Origin of the sequence: Micromonospora sp. NPDC005203 (assembly GCF_042872705.1) — a bacterium.
In the GTDB taxonomy this organism is placed as follows: Bacteria; Actinomycetota; Actinomycetes; order Mycobacteriales; family Micromonosporaceae; genus Micromonospora.
On sequence record NZ_JBIAKV010000014.1, the window covers coordinates 58,926 to 83,978 of the forward strand.

The 25,053-nt window shown below is 70.2% G+C and carries 21 protein-coding genes; 15 read left to right on the top strand and 6 right to left on the bottom strand.

The genetic code is table 11. From position 1 onward, the window contains the following. The first annotated feature begins 115 nt into the window (after positions 1-115). The 4 genes from ilvD to ACFYPM_RS26055 all read left to right on the top strand — a co-directional run bounded on the left by ilvD (position 116) and on the right by ACFYPM_RS26055 (position 6,885). Positions 116-1,963 (top strand): dihydroxy-acid dehydratase, encoded by a 1,848-nt coding sequence (gene ilvD / locus ACFYPM_RS26040; protein ID WP_387201964.1) that lies wholly within the window; start codon positions 116-118, stop codon positions 1,961-1,963. Positions 1,964-2,311: 348 nt separating this feature from the next. Further along, positions 2,312-4,783 (top strand): hypothetical protein, encoded by a 2,472-nt coding sequence (locus ACFYPM_RS26045; RefSeq protein ID WP_387201967.1) that lies wholly within the window; start codon positions 2,312-2,314, stop codon positions 4,781-4,783. Continuing rightward, a complete protein-coding gene (locus ACFYPM_RS26050; RefSeq protein ID WP_387201971.1) occupies positions 4,780-5,823 on the top strand; it encodes a phosphotransferase family protein in 1,044 nt (347 codons plus the stop codon). The genes ACFYPM_RS26045 and ACFYPM_RS26050 overlap by 4 nt, the downstream gene beginning before the upstream one ends. A gap of 219 nt (positions 5,824-6,042) precedes the next feature. After that, positions 6,043-6,885 (top strand): hypothetical protein, encoded by an 843-nt coding sequence (locus tag ACFYPM_RS26055; RefSeq protein ID WP_387201974.1) that lies wholly within the window; start codon positions 6,043-6,045, stop codon positions 6,883-6,885. A gap of 84 nt (positions 6,886-6,969) precedes the next feature. Here ACFYPM_RS26055 and ACFYPM_RS26060 read toward each other — a convergent pair whose 3' ends face one another. The 3 genes from ACFYPM_RS26060 to ACFYPM_RS26070 all read right to left on the bottom strand — a co-directional run bounded on the left by ACFYPM_RS26060 (position 6,970) and on the right by ACFYPM_RS26070 (position 10,244). Further along, complete coding sequence (locus tag ACFYPM_RS26060; protein ID WP_387201977.1) at positions 6,970-7,788, bottom strand: DUF3152 domain-containing protein; 819 nt, start codon at positions 7,786-7,788, stop codon at positions 6,970-6,972. A gap of 186 nt (positions 7,789-7,974) precedes the next feature. Further along, positions 7,975-9,996 (bottom strand): hypothetical protein, encoded by a 2,022-nt coding sequence (locus ACFYPM_RS26065; protein ID WP_387201980.1) that lies wholly within the window; start codon positions 9,994-9,996, stop codon positions 7,975-7,977. Then, complete coding sequence (locus ACFYPM_RS26070) at positions 9,993-10,244, bottom strand: hypothetical protein (protein WP_387201983.1); 252 nt, start codon at positions 10,242-10,244, stop codon at positions 9,993-9,995. The genes ACFYPM_RS26065 and ACFYPM_RS26070 overlap by 4 nt, the downstream gene beginning before the upstream one ends. 174 nt (positions 10,245-10,418) lie before the next feature. On the opposite strand from ACFYPM_RS26070, the gene ACFYPM_RS26075 reads away from it, so the two are divergent. The 8 genes from ACFYPM_RS26075 to ACFYPM_RS26110 all read left to right on the top strand — a co-directional run bounded on the left by ACFYPM_RS26075 (position 10,419) and on the right by ACFYPM_RS26110 (position 15,333). Further along, positions 10,419-11,372: a helix-turn-helix domain-containing protein gene (locus ACFYPM_RS26075; RefSeq protein ID WP_387201986.1), complete on the top strand. Its 954-nt coding sequence runs from the start codon at positions 10,419-10,421 to the stop codon at positions 11,370-11,372. Continuing rightward, positions 11,365-11,559, top strand: coding sequence for a DUF397 domain-containing protein (locus tag ACFYPM_RS26080; protein WP_387201989.1), 195 nt, complete (start codon positions 11,365-11,367; stop codon positions 11,557-11,559). The genes ACFYPM_RS26075 and ACFYPM_RS26080 overlap by 8 nt, the downstream gene beginning before the upstream one ends. Positions 11,560-11,653: 94 nt before the next feature. Beyond that, positions 11,654-11,911, top strand: coding sequence for a hypothetical protein (locus tag ACFYPM_RS26085; RefSeq protein WP_387201992.1), 258 nt, complete (start codon positions 11,654-11,656; stop codon positions 11,909-11,911). A 93-nt stretch (positions 11,912-12,004) separates the two neighbouring features. After that, a complete protein-coding gene (locus tag ACFYPM_RS26090) occupies positions 12,005-12,268 on the top strand; it encodes a hypothetical protein (protein ID WP_387201995.1) in 264 nt (87 codons plus the stop codon). A gap of 15 nt (positions 12,269-12,283) precedes the next feature. Then, the gene (locus tag ACFYPM_RS26095; RefSeq protein ID WP_387201998.1) at positions 12,284-12,544 is read left to right on the top strand and encodes a hypothetical protein; all 261 of its coding nucleotides are present in this window, start codon (positions 12,284-12,286) and stop codon (positions 12,542-12,544) included. Next, positions 12,541-13,197 carry a hypothetical protein gene (locus ACFYPM_RS26100; RefSeq protein ID WP_387202001.1) on the top strand — a complete coding sequence of 219 codons (657 nt, stop codon included), beginning with the start codon at positions 12,541-12,543 and terminating at the stop codon, positions 13,195-13,197. The genes ACFYPM_RS26095 and ACFYPM_RS26100 overlap by 4 nt, the downstream gene beginning before the upstream one ends. After that, positions 13,184-13,609 (top strand): hypothetical protein, encoded by a 426-nt coding sequence (locus ACFYPM_RS26105; protein WP_387202004.1) that lies wholly within the window; start codon positions 13,184-13,186, stop codon positions 13,607-13,609. Before ACFYPM_RS26100 ends, ACFYPM_RS26105 begins: the two co-directional genes overlap by 14 nt. A gap of 329 nt (positions 13,610-13,938) precedes the next feature. Beyond that, positions 13,939-15,333, top strand: coding sequence for a stress response protein (locus tag ACFYPM_RS26110; RefSeq protein ID WP_387202007.1), 1,395 nt, complete (start codon positions 13,939-13,941; stop codon positions 15,331-15,333). A gap of 180 nt (positions 15,334-15,513) precedes the next feature. Here the strand turns inward: ACFYPM_RS26110 and ACFYPM_RS26115 are convergent, their stop codons facing one another. Next, positions 15,514-17,958, bottom strand: coding sequence for a glycoside hydrolase family 2 protein (locus tag ACFYPM_RS26115; protein WP_387202010.1), 2,445 nt, complete (start codon positions 17,956-17,958; stop codon positions 15,514-15,516). A 112-nt stretch (positions 17,959-18,070) separates the two neighbouring features. On the opposite strand from ACFYPM_RS26115, the gene ACFYPM_RS26120 reads away from it, so the two are divergent. Further along, positions 18,071-19,093 carry a LacI family DNA-binding transcriptional regulator gene (locus tag ACFYPM_RS26120; RefSeq protein WP_387202013.1) on the top strand — a complete coding sequence of 341 codons (1,023 nt, stop codon included), beginning with the start codon at positions 18,071-18,073 and terminating at the stop codon, positions 19,091-19,093. A 6-nt stretch (positions 19,094-19,099) separates the two neighbouring features. Here the strand turns inward: ACFYPM_RS26120 and ACFYPM_RS26125 are convergent, their stop codons facing one another. After that, a complete protein-coding gene (locus tag ACFYPM_RS26125; protein ID WP_387202016.1) occupies positions 19,100-21,481 on the bottom strand; it encodes an EAL domain-containing protein in 2,382 nt (793 codons plus the stop codon). Positions 21,482-21,696: 215 nt separating this feature from the next. Between ACFYPM_RS26125 and ACFYPM_RS26130 the strand changes: the two genes are divergently transcribed. Beyond that, positions 21,697-22,071, top strand: a complete 375-nt coding sequence (locus tag ACFYPM_RS26130; protein ID WP_387202019.1) for a PH domain-containing protein — start codon at positions 21,697-21,699, stop codon at positions 22,069-22,071. A gap of 9 nt (positions 22,072-22,080) precedes the next feature. Here ACFYPM_RS26130 and ACFYPM_RS26135 read toward each other — a convergent pair whose 3' ends face one another. Further along, positions 22,081-23,007: a 2-hydroxyacid dehydrogenase gene (locus ACFYPM_RS26135; RefSeq protein WP_387202022.1), complete on the bottom strand. Its 927-nt coding sequence runs from the start codon at positions 23,005-23,007 to the stop codon at positions 22,081-22,083. Positions 23,008-23,191: 184 nt separating this feature from the next. Here ACFYPM_RS26135 and ACFYPM_RS26140 point away from each other — a divergent pair, with 184 nt between their 5' ends. Continuing rightward, on the top strand, positions 23,192-25,009 hold the full coding sequence (locus ACFYPM_RS26140) for a GAF domain-containing SpoIIE family protein phosphatase (RefSeq protein WP_387202025.1): 1,818 nt from the start codon (positions 23,192-23,194) through the stop codon (positions 25,007-25,009). The last annotated feature ends 44 nt before the right edge of the window (positions 25,010-25,053 follow it).

Genomic DNA, 25,053 nt, shown 5'->3' on the forward strand with positions numbered 1-25,053 from the left:
GCACGCCTTAAAGAGTGCCGGATCCACGCACGCCGTGGGGGGCTGGGTGTGCATCTGTTGGGACACGGCGCATACGCGGGAGGGTCGGCGCGGCGACGGTGGCATGCTGGTACGTATGCCTGAGCTGCGGTCGAGGACCTCCACACACGGTCGGACGATGGCCGGCGCCCGGGCCCTCTGGCGGGCCACCGGGATGACCGACGACGATTTCGGCAAGCCGATCGTCGCCATCGCCAACAGTTTCACCCAGTTCGTGCCTGGTCACGTTCATCTCAAGGACATGGGTGGCCTGGTCGCCGACGCGATCGCCGAGGCCGGCGGCGTGGGCCGGGAGTTCAACACCATCGCGGTCGACGACGGCATCGCGATGGGTCACGGCGGCATGCTCTACTCGCTGCCCAGCCGCGAGTTGATCGCCGACGCGGTGGAGTACATGGTCAACGCGCACTGCGCGGACGCCCTGGTCTGCATCTCCAACTGCGACAAGATCACTCCCGGGATGCTGCTGGCCGCGCTGCGGCTCAACATCCCGACCGTCTTCGTCTCCGGTGGCCCGATGGAGGCCGGCAAGACGATGGCGATCGAGGGCGTCGTGCACAGCAAGATCGACCTGATCGACGCGATGATCGCCTCCTCGAACGACTCGGTCACCGACGAGCAGCTCGGCGAGATCGAACGCTCCGCCTGCCCGACCTGCGGCTCGTGCTCCGGCATGTTCACCGCCAACTCGATGAACTGCCTCACCGAGGCGATCGGGCTGGCACTGCCCGGCAACGGCTCGACGCTGGCCACCCACGCCGCGCGCCGGTCCCTCTTCGTCGAGGCCGGCCGCACCGTCGTGGAGATCTCCAAGCGGTGGTACGACGGCGACGACGACTCGGTGCTGCCCCGCACGGTCGCCTCCAGGGCCGCCTTCGAGAACGCGGTCGCCCTGGACGTGGCGATGGGCGGCTCCACCAACACGGTGCTGCACCTGCTCGCCGCGGCCCGCGAAGCCGAGCTCGACTTCGGCGTCACCGACATCGACGCCATCTCCCGGCGGGTGCCCTGCCTGGCGAAGGTCGCGCCCAACTCGCCGAATTACCACATGGAGGACGTGCACCGGGCCGGTGGCATCCCCGCGCTCCTCGGCGAGCTGGACCGGGCCGGGCAGCTCAACCGGGACGTGCACGCCGTGCACTCCCCCTCGTTGGCCCAGTGGCTGACCGACTGGGACGTGCGCGGCGGCTCCCCGACCCCGACGGCGGTCGAGCTGTTCCACGCGGCGCCCGGTGGTGTGCGTACCGTCGAGCCGTTCTCCACCACCAACAGGTGGTCGTCGTTGGACACCGACGCGGCCGGTGGCTGCATCCGGGACCGCGAGCACGCCTACTCCGCCGACGGCGGCCTGGCCATCCTGCACGGCAACCTGGCCCCGGAGGGCTGCGTGGTGAAGACCGCCGGCGTGCCGGACGACTGCCTGACCTTCCGTGGCCCGGCGAAGGTCTACGAGTCGCAGGACGACGCGGTGACCGCGATCCTCGCCAAGGAGATCGTCGCGGGCGACGTCGTGGTGATCCGGTACGAAGGCCCCCGGGGCGGGCCGGGCATGCAGGAGATGCTCTACCCCACCTCGTTCCTGAAGGGCCGCGGGCTGGGCCGGTCCTGCGCGCTGCTCACCGACGGCCGCTTCTCCGGCGGCACCTCCGGGCTCTCCATCGGCCACGCCTCCCCCGAGGCGGCCTCCGGCGGGCTGATCGCCCTGGTCCGCGAGGGCGACGAGATCGTCATCGACATCCCGGGCCGGTCCATCGAGCTGAACGTGCCAGCCGACGAGCTGGAGGCGCGACGGGTGGCCGAGGAGAAGCGCGACAAGCCGTACACCCCGGTCAATCGGCAGCGGCCGGTGTCGGCGGCGCTGCGCGCGTACGCCTCGATGGCCACCTCGGCCAGCGACGGTGCCTACCGCCGCGTCCCGGAGTAGGGACGCCGCGCGGCCGCGTCGATGTGATCAACACGACATCAGGGATGTCGGGGTGTCCTATGTGGCCGGATACCCCGACATCCGCAATCTCGTGCGATCAAGCCGGACCGTCGCTCTTCACCGTCAGGTCACCCAGTGCCGGACACGGCCTGCCTGGCGGCGGCTGCGGCAGCAGGTGGCCGCACCGAGGCCAGACCCGTCCCGTGTAGGTACGGGCGTGCCCCTTCCCCGCTCAGCCGGCAGGGGGCACGGCTGTCGCCGACGGTAGCCAAAATGGAACTGCTCGCATTGCCAGCGATCGCTACAGTCACGAGCGTCATCGGTTCGGGTGCGGTAGAAGGAGGATTGGTGACCCTCAAGCCGAGGTTCCGTCGGGTTGCCGCTCTTCGCCGCACATTCGTCAACCGCGAGTCGATCCTGGCCGACTATGCCGACGAACTGGCGGCTGCCGGAGCTGGCGTACGGATCCTCAACCTGGTCGGGGTTGGTGGCATCGGAAAGTCCCGCCTGCTCCGGGAACTTCGGGACCGGACACCGGCAAAAACCCATCGGACCGCTGTTCTGGACCTGCAGGTGCCGGCTCTACGTCAGCAGGAAGATGCCCTGGCGGTGCTCCGTGTCGAGTTGGGTCGACAAGGCGTCAAGTTCGACCGTTTCGACATCGGCTACGCGGTCTTCTGGCAGCGACTCCACCCTCATTTGCGACTGAACCCGGCGGAGCTGCCCTTCATCGACGAGAGCGAGGCGCTGACCCAACTCCTCGACACGGCGTCGGGGATTCCCGTGTTCGGCACCGGCGTCAGCCTTCTCCGTCTGGCCGAGAAGGCCGCGTCCGGTGCCCGCCGACGGCGATGGATCAGAATCGACGAGACGTTGCGCTCGCTGGACGAGCTGTCCAGCGTCGACCTCGCCGACGCGGTCACCTACCTGTTCGCCGAGGACCTTCGGGAGGCCAGCGAGGATCACCCGTACGTGATTTTCATTGACGCGTACGAGGCGATCAGTCGCGCCGCACCGCAAGCAGGCCGCTCCGCGACCGCCGACGCCTGGCTGCGCGACCTGGTGGCTCAACTCGACCGCGGACTGGTGGTCGTGGCTAGCCGGGAGCCGCTCAGTTGGCAGGTGTACGACTCGACCTGGGCATCAGTGACACGCGTGTGCCACGTGGGCGGCCTACCGATGAAGGCCCGGATCGACCTGCTGAGCGAGTGTGGAGTCACCGAGACCGCGGACCAGCTCGCAATCGCGCACGCCAGCGCCGGCCTGCCGTTCTACCTGCATCTGGCGATCGACACGCAGACCGCGGTCGGGCGGACCCTAGCGGTCTCGCCCGAGGAGATCGTGCAACGTTTCCTCCAACACGTGGAGAGCAGCGAGGTACGCACCCTTGAGCTCCTGAGCGTGCCACGGCTTTTCGACTTCGAGATCTTCCGGGCGCTCACCCGGGCCTTCGACCTGCCGCAGCACCGGCCGGCCTGGGAGTCGCTCACCGCCTACTCGTTCGTCTACCCGTCCGGCGCGCACGGCCGCAGACTGCACCAGCTGATGCGAGCAGCCCTGAGCACGCACGTCTCCGCGGCCACCACCCACGACGTGCACGCGCTCCTGCGCGACATCTGGGACGTTCGCTCGGAGCAGGCCCAGCGCACGGAGGATGGCGTCGCGACGCGGGCACGCGCCATTAGGGAGGGCGCGTACTCGGCGATGCATTCCGGTCTCGTTTCCGGTGCGGGACTGCTCGCCTACGCGGACAAGGCGCTGAACTGCGGTGGCAAGCAGGCCTTCGACGGTGTACGACAGGATCTGGCGGAGGTGGTCGACGCTCGGTCCGACGAGGATTTGACCGCTGCGTTGCGTTGCATGGACGCCGAGGCCGCCATCGTGCTGGGGGACGCGGCATCGGCCACGGCGCTCACTCCCGAGGTGAACTGGCCGGTCGACGAGGTGGTTCAGGCACGGTTGGCCATTGCTGCCGCCGACGGCAGGCGGATCGCGGGAGCAACGGAGGCCGCTCGACTCATCTACGCCCGGGTCTGGCAGGAGCACAGCGGCCCGGTCCGGCACCGGGCCGGGTTCTCCCTCGCCGATATCGAGATGTGGCAGGGCCGGTGCCGCGACGCGTTCGCCATGGCCAACCAGATCCTCGCCGAGAACACCGCCGACGACCCGCTGCTGCACGGGGATGTGAGCCGGTTACTCCACCTCGGCTACCGCTTCGCGCTCGACTTCGACTCCTCCTGGCGCGAGTGGCACCGCGCCTGGGCGCTCTATGAGGAGGCGGACACGGTGGTCGGGTTGGCCAACCTGCGGACCAACCAGGTGGAATTGCTGGCCTGGACCGATCCTGCCGAGGCAGTACGCGTAGCTGGCGAGGCAATCGAGCAGCAACGCAACATGGGTGCGCAACACGAGCTCGGCAAGGTGCTCACCGGGCTGGCGATAGCGCGGACGCGACTCGGCCAGTACGAGGCCGCAGGTCTCTCCTTCGGCGCAGCCGCCGCCGCACTGGACGCTGCTGGCTACCGGTCGGGTCGCGCTCGCGCCGAACTGTTCCGGGCATTCCTCTACGCGCGACTCAACGACCTGGACTCGACACTGACCGCGGCCCGGTGGGCCGTCGATGAACTCATCAAGGCCGAGGTCTATCCGACGCTAATCGTGCTGGCTGATCAGCTCCTCACCGCTAGCGGCCTGCACGACGAGTGGATCACCACGGCGGCCACCGCCGCGCGTGAGCGAATCGATGCCCTGGACTCGCTGTCGGCATTAGAGGGCCGTAGCCGCCGGATCGTGACAGCACTCCTGGAGGAACGACCATGACATGGTCCGACATCTACGAGCGAGCACGCACTCGTCTCGATGCCGCAGCCGGTTACTACAACCACAACGTCCGCGTCGACCTCAGCACGGAGTCAGTCATCGTACGGATCCCGATCGAGGGCGCCGACGTCATGGATCTGCGACTGTGGCGAGAGCAGGAGCTCTTACCCGCAATAGCTCCCTACGTGGCCCGAGCGCCCCGGCTGGTCTTCCTCTCCACCGCACCTCCGTTCCAGATTCACGAGTTCATCGAGGGCGCGGTGCTCAACGACATCGCACCCCGTGGCGTGCCGTGTCCGCGACACGTGCTGAGTGACGTTGCCGAGCTGTTCCTGCAACTTGTTGACGTACCCCGTGATGCCCTCCCCCCGATACCGGATGAGTGGCCGGCAGACGCCGACAGCGCCGCGTTCGCCAGACGGCTGACCTCGCTCACCCAATGGGTCTATGACGCCTTCGCCGAGCGGTACCGTCCGTTGTTCGCCCGCTTCGAAATACCCGACCAGCCCCTGGCCTGCCTGACGGAGATTTGGCCAACGCTGACCGCACGGCCTTCAGTCTGCGTACACGCGGACGTTCACCGAAAGAACATCATCGTCAACGAGGGTGGCAGCGTTTTTCTCGACTGGGAGCTGGCGCTCTGGGGCGATCCCGTCTACGACATGGCCGTACACCTGCACAAGATGGAGTATGTGGACGACGAGCGGAACGAGTTGCTCAGTCGTTGGTCGGCGCGGATGCCTCCGCAGCACGTGGCGGGCTGGCAGTCCGACCTCCGTGCCTACCTCAGCCACGAGCAGATCAAGTCGGCGATCGTCGACACCGTGCGGTACTCGCAACTGTTCGTCGCGGACGGCCCCTGGCCCTACGCGAAGGCGACAATGCTGGAATCCCTGAAGGCCAAGCTCAACGCCGCACGCCCACACTGGGGAATCTCCACCCGCATCACCATCGACGAGGTGGAGAGTGCTCTGAACGACTGGGTCCAGGGTGCCGACACCCGACTGGGTTCCGGCGTTTCCCGCGACCGGCATCAGTAGCGGACCGGATGACGGGCTGGCCAAGGCCCGACACCTCAGCCGGCACCCGTCCCAGTGCGATCGTCCCGGTCGACGACGGTCCAGCCGGCGACCAGCGCCGATGAGTGCCCGGGTGGAGCGGGTGGGCCGGCGAAAAGGCGGTGCCTCCGGATCGACCGCATGGGTTAGCGTGGCGTCGGTCAATCTGGGGAGGCCCGGATTCCTACGGGGGGAAGCAGCGTGCACGTGGCATTGTGGAAGAAGACCGCCGGGGTGGCGGTCGCGGCGCTCACGGCACTGGCTGGCGTCGCCTGCGGCCCGCAGAGCGGGTCGACCGAGGCGCCGGACAAGCAGCCCGGCGTCCTGGAGTTGCTTGCCAGCGATCTCAAGGGGTCGCTGCAGAAGACGGTCGACACCACCACCAAGACCGACTCGGTGACCGTGAAGATGACGGGCACCATGAGCGGTCAGAAGATCTCGATGCAGGGTGTCCTGGACCTGGGTGACGCCCCCAAGGCCGAGATGACGATCACCGATCCGGAGGGCACCACGGTCACCGTCCGGATGATCGGCGCGGTGTTCTTCGTCGAGATTCCCGCGGAGGGTCGCGCGAACACGGGCGGCAAGCGCTGGATGAAGATGGATCTGACCGCGGTGGCCGGCAACAAGGCGGGCGCGGACTTCGGCAAGCAGTTCGAAGAGATGGACCCGATCAAGCAGGTCAAGACGCTGCTCGCCATCGAGGGCACGAAGGTGGTGGGCCAGGAGACGGTGAACGGGGCGCAAACCGTCCACTACACCGTCACCACACCGGTGGCGACGTACCTTGAGCAGATCGACTCCAAGCGGCGGGCGAGCACCGAAGAGACGTTTGCCCAGCAGGGCGTCAAGGACATCAAGGTCGACCTGTGGGTCGACGAGCAGTACCGGCCGCGTCGGGCGGGCTTGGGCATGGGCAAGATGGGCGACATGGTCATCGACTACACCGACTACGGCAAGGCGGTGACCATCGAGGCGCCGCCGGCGGCGGAGACCGCCGACATGGCCGAGATGTTAAAAGGCCTGACCGCCACCAACACCTGATAGCACCCGGATTGCTGCCCGGTCGGCGAGGAGACTCACCGGCCGGGCAGCGCCGTCTCTGTGGTCGCCTTGGGGGTCGCCGGCTCAGGACGGTGCCCACGGGCCGCTGATGAACTTGCCGTTTCGGGTGAACGGGCTGACGTTGGGCAGGCACCCGCCCAGGTCGATCGTCTGGGTCATCATGACCGGACCCGGCTTGCCCGGCCCGCCGCACCTCATGTGCGCGAAGCCGAGGAAGTGGCCGAACTCGTGATTGATGACACCGGCGTGATAGTCCTCGATGCTGACGGGGTATCCCGGTGACCCCTGGAGCCAACGGCGCAGATTGATCATGATGGTCTTGCCGTACTTGCAGGAGTAGACCCCCTCGGTCTCGACGCCGCTCGCTCCGCACAGCCGGTCCACAGTCCTCGGCGTGGCGAGCCGGACATCGACGTCGACACGTGCGGCGCCGACCCGCTGGAAGGACCACGAAGTCCGGGTCAGATTCACCGCGTCGTTGGTGACCGGATGCTGCGCCGAATCGGCCCACCCGTTCGGTGCCGCCAACACCTGCTCGATGCTCGCGGCGAACCGGTCCGGCTTCCAGGCCGGGATGTCACCCCAGGCGATCCCCTTCTCCACCGAGACGCTGTAGCGCACCCGCTTCTTACCCGTACCGATCACGCGACCGTTGCCGGTGGCGGTGGTGAAGGTGCCGGCCGCCCTGGCGGGAATCTCCGCGTCGGTGGGGATCTCCGGAGTCGGGCTGGAGGTCGGCGTGTCGCTGGGGCGCGGCTCACTCGAACCTGAGCGCGGGGTGTCGGCGCCCCCGGAGGCCGGCGTTGACGCCAGACCGCAGGCGGCGGTCGCCAGCACCATCGCCAACGAGATCGGCACGAGCAGCCGTCCGTTGATCCGCACGTTGCAACCTCCAGGATCGATCACGGTCAGGTGAGGAACACCGGAAGGTTAGGTGACTAGGGGTAAGGAAATCATCAGGATGACAAGCGTCGATACCGCACCAAAAGTCGGCGGGGCGGACAGGTCGCCTTACGGTCCGTTTCCGTCTGACGCCGGACTATCTGGAAGGCGCCTTGGGGACCTGTCCTACCGCAGGCCGCGTAGGTCGCGGGTTCGAGCGAGGAGTCGTACCCCGTCGTCGTCGTGTCGGTGCACGGCGCAGCCGGCGCGGGTGAAGCGCACGGTGACCGCCTGCCCGGCGTGCCGGGCGGCGAGCCGCAGCAGATCCGGCTCGGGGTCAGGGAGGATGCCGCGCGGCCCCGACCAGGGCCTCGGGATGGGCACCGCCGGGTCGATCGGGGCGGCCCCGGCGACGGCGTCGGTCAGGCATTCCCGGCACGAGGCAAGGGCGGCGGCCAGGCTCGGCCGGTAGGGCAGGTCGTCGGGGAGGACGGGTGCGTCACGCGGCTGCACCTCGACCGACCAGCGCAAACCGTCGGCCAGCAATGGATCGCCGGTGTTGTGCCGCAGGTCGTACACGCCCACCACGAGAGCCAGGTCGAGGCCGAGGGCGAGCCGCAGCAGCTCGGCCAGTGGCGGTGCGTCCGGGGGTGCCGCCACCACGATCAGGCGGCCGGCCCCGGTGCCCCGCCCGGCGTCGCGCACCTGCTCCCCTACCGGATCGGCTCCGGCCCAGGGCAGGGTGACGTACCCGTCGCGCAGATCCTTGCCGATCTCGTGCCCGCCGTCGATGTCGGCTAGGTCCTCGGGTCGCGCGCCGAGGACGGCAGCCCAGGAGCCGAGCCGGTATCGGTCGGGGAGTTGGACGACGGGCCGGCCGTTGGGCTGGGTGGCGACAAGTGGGGCAACCTCGGGCGTGCCGGCATGCCAGGTCAGATGCACCACCCGGTGCCGCAGGTCGGTGACGGTGACCAGCACGGCCCGGTGCAGGCGGTGGCTGTCGCCGCAGGTGAAGCAGCGCAGCGCCGACGGGCGCAGGCCGGCACCCGCGCAGTGCGGGCAGTCGGAGTCGGCGATACGGCCGCCGAGCCGGCAGTCGCAGGCACGCAACCGGGTGTGCGGTCGGCAGTCCGGGCAGGGCCGCCAGTCGACGGGTTCACCCAGCCAGGACGGGTCGGGTGGGTGGTAGCCGCGGCCCACCGGCACGGACACGCGGCGGACCACCTGACCGGTGGGCTGCTCGGCGAGGATCTCCACCGGCTCGCCGGGGCGCAGGGTGGTGTGCCACCATCGGCCGTCCCGCCAGAGGGCCTGCGCGCCGGGCAGCTCATCGCCACCACCCGGGTCGACGCAGTCGGCGAGGATACGCCGTTCGAGTTGATCGACGTCCACGGTCGGGGCGGCGGGTGGGCGCGGCGAGTCGGGACGCAGCAGCCGGGCGGGGGCGGCCCGCCCACGGTCGGCGAGACCGGTGAGCGCATCGGCCACATCGGTGTCGACCAGGGCCTCCGGCAGGTCCCGCCAACGGCCGGACGACCCGGACGGCACCGGGGAGCCGGGCACCTCGTACCGGACGGCCCAACCGAACCCCACGCCCTGCCGGCGGGCCTCGACGACCAGGTCGAGCAGCAACAGGTCGGCCAGCGCGCGCAGCCGGGCCAGCCGAGCGGCCGGATCGACGGTGGGCGCTGAGGTGGAACGGCCCAGCACCAGCCGCCAGGGGGCGTGATCAGCCCGCAGAAGGGCGTGGGCCTCCAGCTCGTGCCGAAGCGCCGCGGGCAGGTCGGGTCGCCACTGCCGGTCCAGCCACAGCGACGGCGCGTCGGTGTCGGTCACGACCGCGCCGACGGTGGCGGCGAGTTCGCGTACTCGGGAAGCAAGGTCGACCACCCAGCGGCCCGCCGGGTCGCGGTGGGGGTCGAGGCCGCCGGGCACGACCTGGTGGGACGCGACCGCGCCGGTGTCCAGGTTGGCGACCGTGACCACGAGCTGCGCCCGCCGCCGGCCGCGTCGGTCGCAGCGATGACAGGGGTACGCAACATGGCCCGCGCCCCGACACTGCTCGCACTGCCGGTACGCCTCTCGAGGCGGCGCGAGGTCGTCGGCGTCGGCGAGGAACCGGTCGCCGTAGGTGGTGCAGCGGCACGGGTCCAGCGTGAAGGTCATCCCGTCGCAGTCGGGGCAGGTCACCACGGGCACGGCGCTCATCGACACCGCCGGGCCGTGCAGTCACCGTCGTGCTCGACGCGGCGCACGCATCGCCGACCGCCGTCGAGCGGCAGGTCACAGAACACCCGATGGCGTACGCCCTGCGCGTCCTCGGCGGACACCGTGGTCTCGCCGGGGTCCACCTCGGACAGGAAGCTCAGGGATCGGGCCAGGGTGCCGGCGAAGTGCTGGGCGGTGGGCAGGTCGGTGGCGGTGAACGGCAGGTGCGCCACCCAACGAGGGCTCATTGGACAGCCGTCGGCTCGGCTCGAAGAAACGCGCACATGCCTTCTCCTCACTGACGGATTCGTTGAACTATTGACGGATGACGGGAATTGCGCGGTCATCGCCTTTGTCGGACCCATCTTGTAAGGTCGGAGGCACTATCGCAATGAATGTCGACTCACACTGTTCCGTTATTTGTGGGCAACATTCCCCTGTTGCAGAACGGCCGTTGGGATGTTGCAAAATTCAACAGAAAGGAGAGCCACATGGCCGACGACATGGGCTCGACGGTGCCCCGACGCCAGCTCGGCAGGGCGCTGCGTGACCTGCGCACCGAGGCGGGGGCGACGCTCGACGCCGCCGCCGAGGCGCTGGAGTGCAGCCGGCAGAAGGTGTGGCGGATCGAGAGCGGGCTCGGCTCGGTCCGCGGCGTCGACGTCCGAGCGATGTGCGAGCTGTACGGGGCAACGGGCGAGCTGACTCGGGCGCTGACCTCCCTGGCCGGCGAGACCAGGGCCAAGGGGTGGTGGCACGCGTACGGCGATGCCGTCCCCGAATGGTTCGAGCTGTACGTCGGCCTCGAATCCGCCGCGTCCAAACTCCGGTTCTACAAGAACAGTCTCGTGCCGGGCATTCTGCAGAGCCTCGACTACGCCCGAGGCATCTACCGCATCGACCAGCCCGACATGAGCCAGGACGACCGGGAACGGGCGGTCGAGTTGCGCCTGCAACGGCAGTCCCTGCTGACCCGACGTCTCCCACCTGCCCCCCAGTTGCAGGTGGTGCTCTGCGAGTCGGTGCTCCTTCGGCCGGTAGGCGGCCCCGAGACCATGGCGGATCAACTCCACAACCTGCTACGGCTGACCCGCCTACCGAACATCTCGATTCGCGTGTTACCCCTGATCGCGGGGCCCCACCACGGGACCGTTGCTGGCGATTTCGTGCTCCTTGATTTTCCGCTCGCCAACCGAAGCACGCCTGAGCCGCCGTTGGTCTACAGCGAGGCGATCACTGGCGCTCTCTACCTCGACCGTCCCAATGAGTTCGCGACCTATGAGAAGGTCTGGTCGAGCCTGTTGTCGCTCGCTCTTGATGAGGGACAATCGTTCCAACTGATCAACAAGATCATCGGGGAGGTTCACCATGGTTGACCTGACGGGCGCTTCCTGGCGGAAGAGCACCCGCAGCGCAGGCAACGGCGGCGAGTGCGTCGAGGTTGCCGACAACCTGCCCGGCACCGTCGCCGTGCGCGACAGCAAGGATCCGCACGGCCCGGCCCTCACCTTCTCCCCCACCGCCTGGGCCAGCTTCGTTCGCGCGACCCGCACTCCCCGCTGAGGCTTCGGCGGGTGTCTCGGGCTCGCCTGGGATACCCGCCCCTCGCGAGGGCTGCGCTCGACGACCGAGTATGGGAGAGCGAAGCCTCGAGATCGTGAGGGTAGGGACCGAGTTCAGCGACCTGGTCCGCGCGGTGGCGCGGCGTGACTGGGAAGCGGTGGATCAACTCCTGGACGAGTTTGAAACCGCCGGTTGGCAGGGCGGAAACCAGGTGATCGGTACCGCGTTCGCCAATACGGCTCTACAGATGCAGATCGTCTTCCTCGGCAAGTTGTTGCAGGACCGCGATCTCACCGAGGCACAGCTTGAAGAGTTCATCGCCGTGGAACGGACGGCCGCCGAATACCTGTAGCTCACAGGGCTGCGTGCCATCTATATCTCCGATAGTGTCCGTCCGACCACGCAAACGTGAACTCGTTGGCGCGATCGACAGACGGAGGGCGGCATGGCCAGCATCGAGGAAGTCAAGGCTGCGCTGATGCAGGCCGCCGAGCAGGGCAACGCCACGATCAATCAGATCCGGGCCGCCGCCGAGAACACCGAACAGATGCTGACCCGGCTACGCGCCATCTCCGCCGGCACCGGGCACCCGACGATCGCCGAGGCCATCGCTCGCGGTGAGCAGAGCAAGCAGCGCCTGGCCGAAGCCATGGCCCTCGTGCAGGGAAGCGCGGAGGCGGCACGCCGCTACATCAGCGTCCTCGGCTGAGCCCCGACCACCACGATGAGCGTTGGCGAGGTCAAGGCATCCCTTCGCAACGCCATCGTGGCGGCCCGCCAGGGACGGCGGGTGTTCGACCAGGCCGCCTCTGAGGCGGAGGCGGCGAACCACACGGCGGACGCTCTCCTGCACGCCAGTCAGAACGCGGACGTGACAGCAGCCCGTCAGGCCCTTGCCACCGCCCAAGCAGAGGTCGAGCCCACCCGCCGCCGCTTCGACAGCACCGCCGCACAAGCAGCCGACTACCTGACCCGGCTCGGATGACCGGCAGCATCGCCGAGTTGGTCGCGCAACTCCTCGCCGTACGCGGAAAGCTCGACACCGCCGCCGTCACGGCGCTGCGCGCCCGGGCCGACGCCGAGCAAGCCCTGGCGCACCTGGCCGAAGTACAACGAGGTAGCGGTGACCAGCGGTTACGCGCGGCCATCGCGGACGCCGAGGTGGCCCGCGACAAAGCCGGCCGCTACGCCCGCCTCCTGGCCGACGCCGCCCGACACATCACCGGGTACGTCAACACCATCGCCCCCGGTGCCGCGACCTCCGGACCGGGTGGGGACGACGCATCACCATCCGGGGAACGGCTGGTGGAGGAAGCGGAAGGTCGCAGTCGGAAAGCCGAGGCATTCCTCCGCCGGCACGTCAAGAAGGCGGACGACTCCGAGAACACCCTCAAGCAGACCGAGCAGTCGATCACCACTGGCCTTCGCGAGCTACAGAAGAGCTTCAAAGGCTCGGGATCGAGTGGAAGCACGACCTCCACCTCCGCCAGCCCCGGCACGCCGGCTGACCGCCCCCAGTTGGAGCACCCGGTCACATCAGTCATCATGGCTGCTGGCGCAGTCGTCGTGGGCCTTCGAGGTGTCTGGAACATGGCAAAGAAGCGCCGCGAGAGGAAGCGATCTGATGAGCAGCCCTGAAATGGTCGACTACATCCGGACGATGGTCAGAGGCGACCACGAGGCCAACGACCGGGTCGAAGCCCGCCTCGACAAGCTTGGCTGGGACGGCTTCTCGACCCTCCTGGGTGCGGTCTTCTACTTTGCGGTCAACCGACGCTTCGATGAGCGGACGTCCCCGGGTGAGGTCATGCGGTTCGTGGCCGACATACGCGCGGCGGCTCCGGCCGGTGCGCCAGAAATCGACGCCAATGCTGCTGAGACCCTGATCCGGGCCGCCCTGGATCCCGATATCGAAACGGCCATCGATCCGCAGATGGCCGGCCGAATCCAGGGTCTCGTGATCCTAGCCATTTTGGGCGATGGCGCGGTTGCCGACGACGACCTGGACGTACTCCTCTCGGAGGCGGTAGCGCTGGCCAACCGAGTCTGAGCCGCCCCTGAAAGAGCGCAACCGAGAGAGCGACAAGATTAGAGCGCCGATCCGGCCACATGCCGGTTCCGCCGTCGGCCGCGCACCCGACGCTTTGATCGCCTGATCCGCCCGCAGACTGGCCCGCAGTCAGCTAACGGACACGACCACAAACAGAGACCGAACTGCTGACGTCGACGTCTCCGACCGGCGAGCGGATTCGACCGGGCGGTTCGCCCGGCATCTCTTTGGGCAACTCTTTCCGTGCGTACGCTCCAACGGTCACGCCGCTTTCCGACCCATTTCGCGAGTAACTTCTCGTACCACCGTCTTCACGAGGAGTGACTTGCATGTCTGAGGAGACCTGGCTCGCTGCCCGCCTGATCCCCACATCCGGCATCAACGGACCCGACGAACAAGAACGTCGGGCAACCTCCGCCCTGCTGGCGGTAATGAGCGCGGTGCGGGAGTTCGGCCGGGTCCTGACCCAGTCCCTCGGCGCACCGGCCGGATCGGTGCAGACCTTCATCGAGGTCCCGTTCAAACTCGGCAACCAGCAGCTCTTTCCAGACGGCCTGATTCGCGTCACGCGAGGACAGCGGCAGTGGACCGCGCTGGTCGAGGTGAAGACCGGCAGCAACGTGTTGAAGACCGAGCAGTTGGAGGCGTACCTGGACATCGCCCGGGAGCAGGGCTTCGACGCCCTCATCACGATCTCCAATGAGATCGCCCCCGTCCCGGGACAGCATCCGACCGCGATCGATCGCCGGAAGCTGCGCAAGGTGGCTCTGCACCACCTGCCCTGGACGGAGATCCTGACCCAGGCGGTGATTCAGAAGGAATACCGCGGCATCGCCGATCCGGACCAGGCATGGATCCTGGGCGAGCTGATCAGGTATCTCGAGCATCCTCGCTCAGGCGCACTGGAGTTCAGCGACATGGGGCCGGCGTGGGTGCAGGTGCGCGAGGGGGTGTCAGCAGGAACGCTACGGGCAGCTGACAGCGGCGCGGCGGAGGTGGCCGGCCGCTTCGACGCCCTGATCCGCTACGCATGTCTGCGTCTCGGCAGGCAGTTGGGTACCGATGTCACCCCCGCGCTGAGCCGCCGCGATCTCACCGATCCAGCCGCACGTACCCAGGCGCTGGTCAACCAGCTCGTCACGACCGGGACGCTGACCGGCAACATCAGGATTCCCGGCGCAGTCGGCCACCTTCAGGTCACGGCCGATCTGCGGGCCGGGCAGATCGCCTGCCATGTCGACGTGGACGCCCCTCGTAGCGGCCGGCCGACCACGAGGGTGAACTGGCTGATCCGCCAGCTGAAAGATGCGCCGGAGAATGTCCGGATCGAAGCGTTCGCCATGCACGCCCGGGGCGGTGGCGCGACCGATCTCCTGCGCCAGGTCCGTACCGAGCCCACGACGTTGATCGCCGACCCCGCACGCGAGCTACGGGCCTTCCGAGTCGCCCAGAGCACGGCAGCGGGAACAAAACGGGGCAGCGGACGGGGCGCCTTCATCGACTCCGTGCTGCAAGCGATCGACGACTTCTACGAACAGATCATCCAGAACCTGAAGCCGTGGATGCCCGCGCCGCCACGCCTTCGCACGCCGGAGGACGTCACGCACGTGCAGCCGGTCGCCGCCAGTCTCGTCTCCACTGCCATCTCCTCCCAGGACAGCCCTGAGTTCGAAGCCTCTCCGGTAAGCGCCAAGGGCCCTGGAGTGGGCCAGGCCGAGGAGTAACCCCGGCGAGCCCAGTGGCTCAGGCCGTTCCGCGTCAGCCACGACCGGCATGGGCAGTCGGCTTGGGTGGCGTGATGATCGTGCTCGAACGTCGATGTAGTGGCCTCCTCGTTGAGGGAGGCCACTACAACATGGATCGAGCGCGATCAAGCGCGAACGCGGCGCCGCGATCTTGGGGCGTCAGCCGATGTCGTTGACGCAGCGCAGCACCGGCCGGGTGGTGAGGGCCGCCTGGTCCAACACAACGTCGGCCCGCACGGTGAAGATGACAGACTCACCGGGCAGCAGGGTGACCAGCGCGGTGTCCACAATGGCCGACGCGTCCAGCCGGTCCGGGAAGAGCGTCAGGTCGCGCAGCACCGTACGGGCCATGACCCGGACCCGCTGCCCGCCGTTGACCGGCTCGACCGTCGCGTCCCAGGCCGCCGCAGGCCAGTCCACCTCCCGGTCCTCGGCGAAGAACCACAAGCCGCGCTCCGCGGTGCCACCGGCCTCCGCGATCAACAACTCCCGCCGGGCGTCGTCCGGCCGGGCCAGGTCCGTCGGCAGCGCCAGCACCACCGAGGAGTACGCCGGGACGTCGAGGTCGACCGAGGTCTTCGCCCTCGGCTCCCCGGTGAGCGTGAACCGGGTGACCGCCGCCGTCGCGGTCCATGCCTCGGCGGTCTCGTTGACCGCGACCAGGACCAGCCCGCCGTCGCGGGGTTGGACGGTCAACAGCCGGTCGGCGTACGCGTGGCGCAGCGCGTACCACAGGGGTTTGCGGCGGCCGTCGCCGTCGACGGCCGACCAGGAGGTGACCGGCCAGCAGTCGTTGAGCTGCCAGACGATGGTGCCCGCGCAGATGCCCCGGTGGGAGCGGAAGTGCTCCACTGCGAGCTGGATGGCCCGGGCCTGGTTGAGCTGCGTCAGGTAGTGCCAGTCGTCGAAGTCCACCGGCGTGGGCAGGTGCGCGTCCAGGCCCCGCTGGAGTTTGGCGTCACCGTTCGCCGCCTTCTGGTGGTGCGCCATGCCCGGTGAGTCGTGCGCCAGGGGTTCGTCGCTCAGTGCCCGGCGCAGGGTCGCGTACGCCGGTGGGGCCTGGTAGCCGAACTCGGCGACGAAGCGCGGCACGTACTCCCGGTATCTGGTGTAGTCGTCGGTGTTCCACACGTCCCAGATGTGGGTGGTGCCGTGCGCCGGGTCGTTGGGGTGGATCGCCTCGGTGCCCGACCAGGGGCTGCCCGGCCAGTACGGGCGGGTGGGGTCCAGCTCGCCGACGATCCGGGGCAGCACGTCGAGGTAGTAGCCGCGCCCCCAGGTGCGCCCGGCGAGGGCCGGCTGCCAGTCCCAGTCGTGCCAGCCCCAGATGTTCTCGTTGTTGCCGGTCCACAGCACCAACGACGGGTGGGGCGTCAACCGGGTGACCTGCTCGGCGGCCTCGGCGGCCACCTCGCTGGCGAACGGCTCCTCCTCCGGGTACGCGGCGCAGGCGAAGAGGAAGTCCTGCTGGACGAGGAGGCCACGCTCGTCGGCGAGGTCGTAGAAGTCCGCTGACTCGTACCGGCCGCCACCCCAGACGCGCAGCAGGTTGACGTTGGCTTCGGCGGCCTGGTCGAACCGTTTGGCGAGCCGGTCGGAGGTGACCCGGGTGGGGAAGGCGTCGTCGGGGATCCAGTTGACCCCGCGGACGAAGATCGGGACGTCGTTCACCGACAGCGTGAACGGGGTGCCGTGGTCGTCCGGCGTGGTGTCCAGTCGTAGGGAGCGGAAGCCGATCCGGTGCGACCAGGTGTCCAGGGTGTCGCCGTCCGGCGCGTGCAGCGTCACATCGATCGGGTGGCGGGCCTGCTCGCCGTACCCCCGGGGCCACCAGAGCGCGGGCTCGCGGACGGTGAGGGTCAGCACGGCCGTGTGCTGCCCGGTCGGGACGATCACCTCGGCGCGGACGCCGGCGACGACGGCCCGGACGGTGAGCGGCACGTCCGCGACCCGCTCGATGTCGACGTGCAGCTCGACCCGGCCGTCGTGGCCGTCCATCGTGACGAGTGGACGGACGGTGGCCAGCCGGGCGGTGGACCAGGCGTGCAGGCTGATCTCCTGCCAGATGCCGGCGGTGACCAGGGTCGGTCCCCAGTCCCAGCCGAAGTTGCAGGCCATCTTGCGGATGAAGTGGAACGGCTCCGGGTAGGCGTTGGGCCGGTCGCCGAGCCGCTCGCGCTGCGCCTCGGCGTAGCGGTACGCGGAGTCGAACGCCACGGACAGGTCGTTGTCGCCGTCGCGCAGCAGCGCGCGGACGTCGAACCGGTAGCCGCGGTGCATGTTCGCGGTGCGGCCGACCTCGACGCCGTTGACGGTGAGCGTGGCGACGGTGTCCAGGCCGGCGCAGACCAGGTCCACCCGGTCGTGGTCGCCGGTCGGCCGCCGGAAGCTCGTCCGGTAGTGCCAGTCGGTGCGCCCGATCCAGGCCACGGCCAGCTCGTTGTCGTCGAGGTAGGGATCGGGGATCAACCCGGCGTCGAGCAGGTCGGTGTGCACGCAACCGGGCACGGTCGCCGGCACGGTCCGCCCGGCGATACCGGCGGGCACCTCCGCTCCGGATGCCGCCCGCAGGGTCCAACCGTCGTAGAGTGCCTGTCGGCTCAACTCCGCACCGCACCTTCTGCATCGAAAGACGCCTACTGAACCGGATAAGCTGGGCCACCGTACGGTTCGGCAATTCGGACTGTCAACGGCCAGCGAGCGAAGGAGTACGCCGGTGAAACGGCCGACCATCGCCGACGTTGCCCGACACGCCGGGGTGTCCAAGGGCGCCGTGTCATACGCGCTGAACGGGCAGCCCGGGGTCTCCGAGGCCACCCGGCAGCGCATCCTGGCCATCGCCGCGGAGATCGGTTTCAGCCGCAGCAGCGCCGCCCGCGCCCTGTCCGCCGCCACCGCCGGGGCGGTCGGCCTGGCCCTGTGCCGACCGGCCCGGATCCTCGGCATCGAGCCGTTCTTCATGGCGCTGATCAGTGGCGTCGAGGCCGAACTGTCCGCCCGCTCGTACGCGCTGACCCTGCAGGTGGTGGCCGACCCGGACGCCGAGATCGCGGTCTACCGGCGCTGGTGGGGCGAACGTCGGGTGGACGGGGTGCTGATCTGCGACCTGCGCACCGACGACCGCCGCATCCCCGCCCTGGAGCAGCTCCGACTGCCCGCGGTGGTGATCGGCGGCCCCGGTGGCACCGGTGCGCTGGGCAGCCTCTGGTCCGACGACGCGGCGGCGCTGACCGAGACGGTGGAATACCTGGTCGCGCTCGGGCACCGGCGGATCGCCCGGGTCGCCGGCCTGCCCGACCTGCGGCACACCGAGATCCGCACCGACGCGTTCGCGGCGGTGTGTCGACGGCTCGGTCTGGTCGACGCGGTCACCGTCTGGTCCGACTACAGCGGTGAGGAGGGCGGCCGGGCCACCCGCCGGCTGCTCAGCGCCGCCCAGCGACCCACGGCGGTCATCTACGACAACGACGTGATGGCCATCGCGGGGCTCTCCGTGGCCCAGGAGATGGGGCTCAGCGTTCCCTTTGATCTGTCCATCGTGGCCTGGGACGACTCGCCCCTGTGCCGGCTGGTGCACCCACCGCTGACCGCGCTGGGCCGGGACATTTCGGCGTACGGCGCGCACGCCGCCCGGCAACTGCTCGCCGTCATCGGTGGGGAGCCGGTGAGCCGGGTGCAGGACGAGACGCCGCACCTGACCCCGCGGGGCAGCACCGCACCACCGCCCCGAGACAGATGAACCGGTTCAGCGAGAGGCGGTGGGAAACTCCTCGAAGTACGCCTCCACCCGCTCGGCCGTCGCCGGGCGGGCCAGCGCGAACCCCTGCCCGTACCGGCAGCCGCCCCGGCGGGCCACCTCGACCTGCGTCGACGACTCCAACTCCTCGGCGACGATCTCGACGCCCAGCCGCTCACCGACGTTTACCACCACGTCGATCAGCGGTGGCTGCCCGTCCGGCCGGGCGCCCACCACCTCCGGGCCCACCTTGAGCAGGTCGATCGGCAGCCGGCGGAGCTGGGCCAACGAGGCGTGCTCGGCCCGGAAGTCGTCCAACGCGGTGCGTACGCCCAACGACCGCAGCCCGGCCAACCGGGCCACCACTGTCGGCAGGTCACCCGCCACCCTCGGCTCGCTCACCTCCACCACCAGCCGCTCCGGTGGCACCCCGTACGCGGCCAGCACGGCCGCCGTCCGCTGCACGAAGTCGGGTGTCGTCAGCTCCCGGGTCGTGACGTTCACCGCCATCCACAACTCCCGGACGCCCACCGACCAGTCGGACAACTGCCGGCAGGCCCGGTCCAGCACCCACCACTCCAACTCGCCGACCAGGTCCAGGTCCTCGGCGACCGGCAACAGCTCCACCGGGAGCACCGTGCCGAGCACGGGACTGCGCCAGCGCAGCAGCGCCTCCGCACCCACCGGTTGCCCGTCGGCCAGGTCGACCACCGGCTGGTAGACGAGATCCAACTCGCCACGGGCCACCGCACCCGGCAGCTCGCGTTCCAGGTCGAGCCGGCGTACCAGCTGTTCCTCCAGGAACGCGTCATACCACTCGACCCGGTCCCGGCCCAGTTGCACGGCCCGCCGTCGGGCCAGCTCGGCCTGCCGGAGCACGTCCGCCGGCCGGTCACCGCTCACCTCGGCCAGCCCGATGCTGGTCTGCACCCGCACCTCCGTACCGGCCATCGGGTAGGGCGGGGCGAGCGCGGCCAGCAGCCGGGTGCCCAGCGCGTACGCCAGTACCGGGCCGGCTGCGGTGACCACGGCGAAACCGGCACCCGTGCAGCCGGTGACCAGATCGTCGGCAGCGATGACGGCGCGGACCCGGTGCACCGCCTCGGCCAGCACGTCCTCCCCGACGGTTGGGCTGATCCCGTCGGTGACGTGCAGGTCCACCAGCAGCAGCGCGCCCGACGGTGCCGGCACGTCGCCGATCGCGGCGAGGGCGTCCAGCAGGGCTGCCCGGTCACCGGGCGCGCCACCTCCCGCCGGAACGGGCCGCCGGTTCAGCGCCGACCAGCCGGCGTCCTCCTCCGCCGGCCAGGCCGAGCCGGTGCCGTGCGCGGTCGCCGGGTCAGCCGGGTCGCGCCTGTCGTGCGCGGGGTCAGCCGGCGGGAGATGACCCAGCCAGCGTGGTGGGACCTCGTGGCGGTGCCGCACCGGGCTGCCGGCGGGTCGGCGATGGGCGGCGGGGCGCGCCGAGGTGGGGGCGTCACCCGCTCGCAGCAGCTCGCGCAGCACCAGGGGCGGCACCGCCGTCAGCGCCAGCAACACGCTCGTCCGATCCGGCGCGCGGCCGGCGGCCAGGTGCACAGCCGTCGCCAGCAGGAGCACCGCGGCGGGGAGCACCGACCGCGGCCACGCCGAACCGATCGGCTCCGCCGGCTCGCCGTCGCCCGCGTCCGCCGCGTCGACCGCACCGACCGCGACCAGCAACATTCCGAGCACCAGCGGGGGTACGGCCAGCAGGGTCACCCGCCCGCTCGGCGCGGACGGCAGCGTGGCCAGCAGCACCAGCCCACCCAGGGTGAGCAGGACACCGCCCCGGCAGACCGCCGTGCCCGTACGTCGCCGCGGCCCGGCGAACGCGGTGAGCGCGGCCATGCCCAGCCCACCGAGCGCCAACGCGGCCACCAGCCGGAGCGGAACCGGCAGGCCGGCACGGGGTAGCAGCAGCCAACCGGCGAGAGCCAACCCGACGGCCGGGCCGCTCGACTCGACCAGCCCGCGCAGCCGGACCCCGGCGGACGGGCGCGTCCGGCCGGGAAGCCGGCACAGCCCCGCCCCGGCGAGGGCTGCCACGACCAGAGTCCCGACCAGCACAGTGACGGTGTGCCCGCCAGCGGCCAGCGGCAGTGCGACAGCGGTCAGACCGGCCGTCACCACCGCCGCGTCGAGCAGCACGCCCGCTCTCCGCGGTGAGCTGTCGACGCGACGCGAGACGGCCAGCCGGGAGAGCCGCACCCCGGCGAGCGTGGCACCGGCGCCAGCCGCCAGCGCGATCACCACCGGGGTCGGCACCAGGTCGAGGGCACCGGCGAAGAGGAGCAGCGCCACCGCCGCGGACGTGGCGGTCTCCAGTGCCCGGCGGGGGACGAGGACGCGGAACGGGTACGCGAGGAGCACGGCGGTCGCCTTCGTGAGGGGGCACGGGGCGGTACGACGGTGCGGGACATCGACCATTCCTGGTCCGCTGTCCAACAATTGTGAACGATCGGCGGCCACATCGGTTACGTGCCGGTCACCCAGAGGAGGCAATGACCTGTGCCACTGTACGACGTACCACCCCCTCGGCACCGCCCGCCGCGAGCCGGACCGCTCCGAGGTGGGATCATCGGAGGGTGACTAAGCCCGACACGGTCCGCTTCCGCTACAACCAAGCCATCCTGGTCGCCTCGGTCATTGCCTTCATCGGCGCCCTGCCGCTGGCGAACGCCCGGACCTACCTGCTGCCGGTGCTGCTCGTCCCGCTCGCCGTCGGGGTGTGGGCCTGGCGGGCCGGCACCGACGCCGACGCGCGGGAACTACGCGTACGCGCGTTGGTCGGGCAACGCCGCCTGACCTGGGACCGGGTCGTCGAGTTGACCGCCGACCAGCGCGGGCGGGCCGTCGCCCGGCTCGACGACGGCCAGCAAATCACCCTGCCGGCCGTCCGTGGCGCGGACCTGCCCCGGCTGATCTCGGCCACCGGTCAGACGCTGCCCCACGCCGGCTGAGGTGTCCGGTCAGTAGCCGTCCACGACCGCGTTGATCAGCGGCTGGCCGGCGGCGAACCGGCGAACCTGGTCACCGACCAGGCGGTAGGCCCGCGGCAGCAGACCGCGCACCGAGCCCGCCACGTGTGGCGTGAGCAGCACGTTCGGCATCACCCAGAGCGGCGAGTCGGCGGGCAGCGGCTCCGGGTCGGTGACGTCCAGCGCGGCCGAGATCCGGCCCGTGCCCAGCTCGGCGACGAGCGCCTCGGTGTGTGCCACCGGCCCTCGGGATGCGTTGACCAGCAGCGCACCGTCCGGCATCGCGGCCAGGAAGTCCTTGTCGATCAGGCCACGCGTCTGGTCGGTGAGCGGCACCAGCACCACCACGACGTCCGCCTCGGGCAGCAGCCGGAGCAACTCCTCGACCGCGTGCACCCCCTGCTCCGGGCGGGCCGTCCTGGCGACCAGGGTGAAGTGCACCTCGAAGGGGGCGAGCCGGTCGCGCACCGCGGTGCCGATCGAACCGGCGCCGATGATGAGCACCCGCTTGCCGGTCAGCTCGTCGGTCGGAGTGTTCCCCTGGTACGCCCAGCGCCGTTCGGCCTGGGCACGGACGAACGCCGGGAACGCCCGCAGCTGGGCAAGGATCGCGGTGACGACCCACTCGGCGGTGGACGGGTCGTGCACACCCCGGGCATCGCAGAGGGTGACACCCGGTGGCATCCGGCCGGCCCAGGCGTCCGCCCCGGCGGAGAGCAACTGCACCACCGCCAGATCGGGCAGCTCACGCAGCAGCGCCGTCGCGTCGGTGCCGGTCAGGAACGGTGGCACCCAGACGCGGACGTCGGCCACCTCCGAGGGCAGCCGGTCGGCGTGCTCCAGGACCTGCACCGTCACCTCCGGGGGCAGCTCACCCATCAGCTTCAGGCCGGCCTGGTTCGGAATCCATACCTTCACGTCAGCCGACGATAGTCCCCACCGCCGCGACCGGCGCGGGCACGGGCGCGAACCGGCGTCCCGGGGGATGGCGCGCCGAGCCGGGGCGGGCGAGACTCAGCACACCGATGTTCGACCCGGGCCTGGACGAGGTATAACGAAGGGTCGGGGGCCGGTCGGCCTCCGACCCAGCAGACAGGTGCTCATGACCGACGGCCCCCCCGGCACCGCCCGGCGTCCCATCGCCTCACCTGCGGCGCTCGGCGAGCCGGAGCGGCTGAGCGCGCTCGCCGACACCGGGCTCGACGCCGCCCCGGACGAGGCGTTCGACAGGTTCGCCCGGCTGGTCAGCGACCTGCTGGACGTGCCAGTCGCGCTGGTCTCCCTGGTCTCCGCCGACCGGCAGTTCTTTCCCGGCGCGTTCGGGTTGCCGGAGCCCTGGTCGGAGCGCCGGCAGACCCCGCTGAGCCACTCGTTCTGTCAGCACGTGGTGGACACCGAGGTGCCGATGGTGCTGCCGGACGCCCGGCTCTACCCCCGCGTTCGGGACAACCTGGCCATCGATGACCTCAGCGTGGTCGCGTACGCCGGGATGCCGCTGACCGACCTCTCCGGCCGGGTGCTCGGCTCGCTCTGCGCCATCGACAACAAGCCCCGCGCCTGGACGGCCGCGCAGCTGCGGACCCTGGCCGACCTGGCTGCCGCCTGCTCGTCGGAGCTGCGACTGCGCATCGCCCTGGACGGCGCGCAGGAGGCACGGCGGCGGGTCGTGCAGGCGCACGAGCGGCTGGAGTTGCTGGCCGGGGTGAGCGAGACACTGGCCGGCACCCTGGACGAGGGCACCGCGCTGCGCCGGCTCGCCGCCGCCATGGTGCCGCTGCTCGCCGACTGGTGCCTGCTCACCCTGATCGGCCCGACCGGCCTACCGCGCGAGGTGGTCTCGGTGCACCGCGACCCGGCCCGAGCGGCGGACATCGACCGCTTCGGTGAGTTGCTGCGCACCGGGCTGAGCCCGGACTCATCCATCCGGGCGGTGCTGCGGACCGGCCAGCCCCGGCTCGGCGGCATCGCGTCGCTGGCCGACGTGACGAGGGGCACCACCCACCCGGAGATGGCGCCGATCGCCGCCCGCCTGGGCATCGCGTCCTACCTGAGCGTGCCGGTGCAGGGCGTCGGCGGCACCGTGCTGGGTGCGATCACCCTGGTCAACGGCACCGGGCGGCAGCAGTTCGACGACCGCGACCTGCTCACCGCGGTCGAGATCGGCCGCCGGGCCGGCCAGGCCGTCGGCAACAGCTCGATGTACGGCGAGCAGCGACACGTCGCCGAGGTCCTGCAACACAGCATGCTGCCGCGGCTGCCGGTCCTCAGGGAGCTGGAGCTGGCGGCCCGCTACCAGCCGGCGGCCGACCGGGTGCAGGTGGGCGGTGACTGGTACGACGCCTTCGTGCAGCCCGAGGGCGACGTGATCGTCGCGATCGGGGACGTGGCCGGGCACGACATCGAGGCGGCGGCGACCATGGGTCAGCTGCGCAACCTGGTGCGGGGCAACGCCTTCAGCCGGCCGGACACGGTCGGTGCGCTGCTGAGCAACCTGGACGACGCGATCCGCGGTCTCCAACTGTCGATCGCGGCCACCGCGACGCTGGTCCGGATCGGTCCCCAGGACGCCGGCGTCCACGAGGTGACCTGGTCCAACGCGGGGCACCCGCCGGCCGTGGTGGTCCGCGCCGGCGGTGCGGTCGACGTCCTGGCGGCGACGCCGGAACCGCTGCTCGGTCTGGCCCGGCCGTCGTCGCGCACCAGCCAGTCGGCCAGCCTGGCCACCGGCGACACCCTGCTGCTCTACACCGACGGGCTGATCGAGCGGCGGGACCGGTCCATCGACGAGGGACTGGACGAGCTGGTGGTCCGACTGACCGGCACCGACAGGCTGCCCCTCGACGAGCTGTGTGACCTGCTGCTCGCCTCGATCCGCCACGGTGAGGACGACACCGCGCTGCTGGCCGTACGGGCACGGTGAAGGGTGCACCGGCCGGGGTCGCCGACACCCATCGGACTCGACCG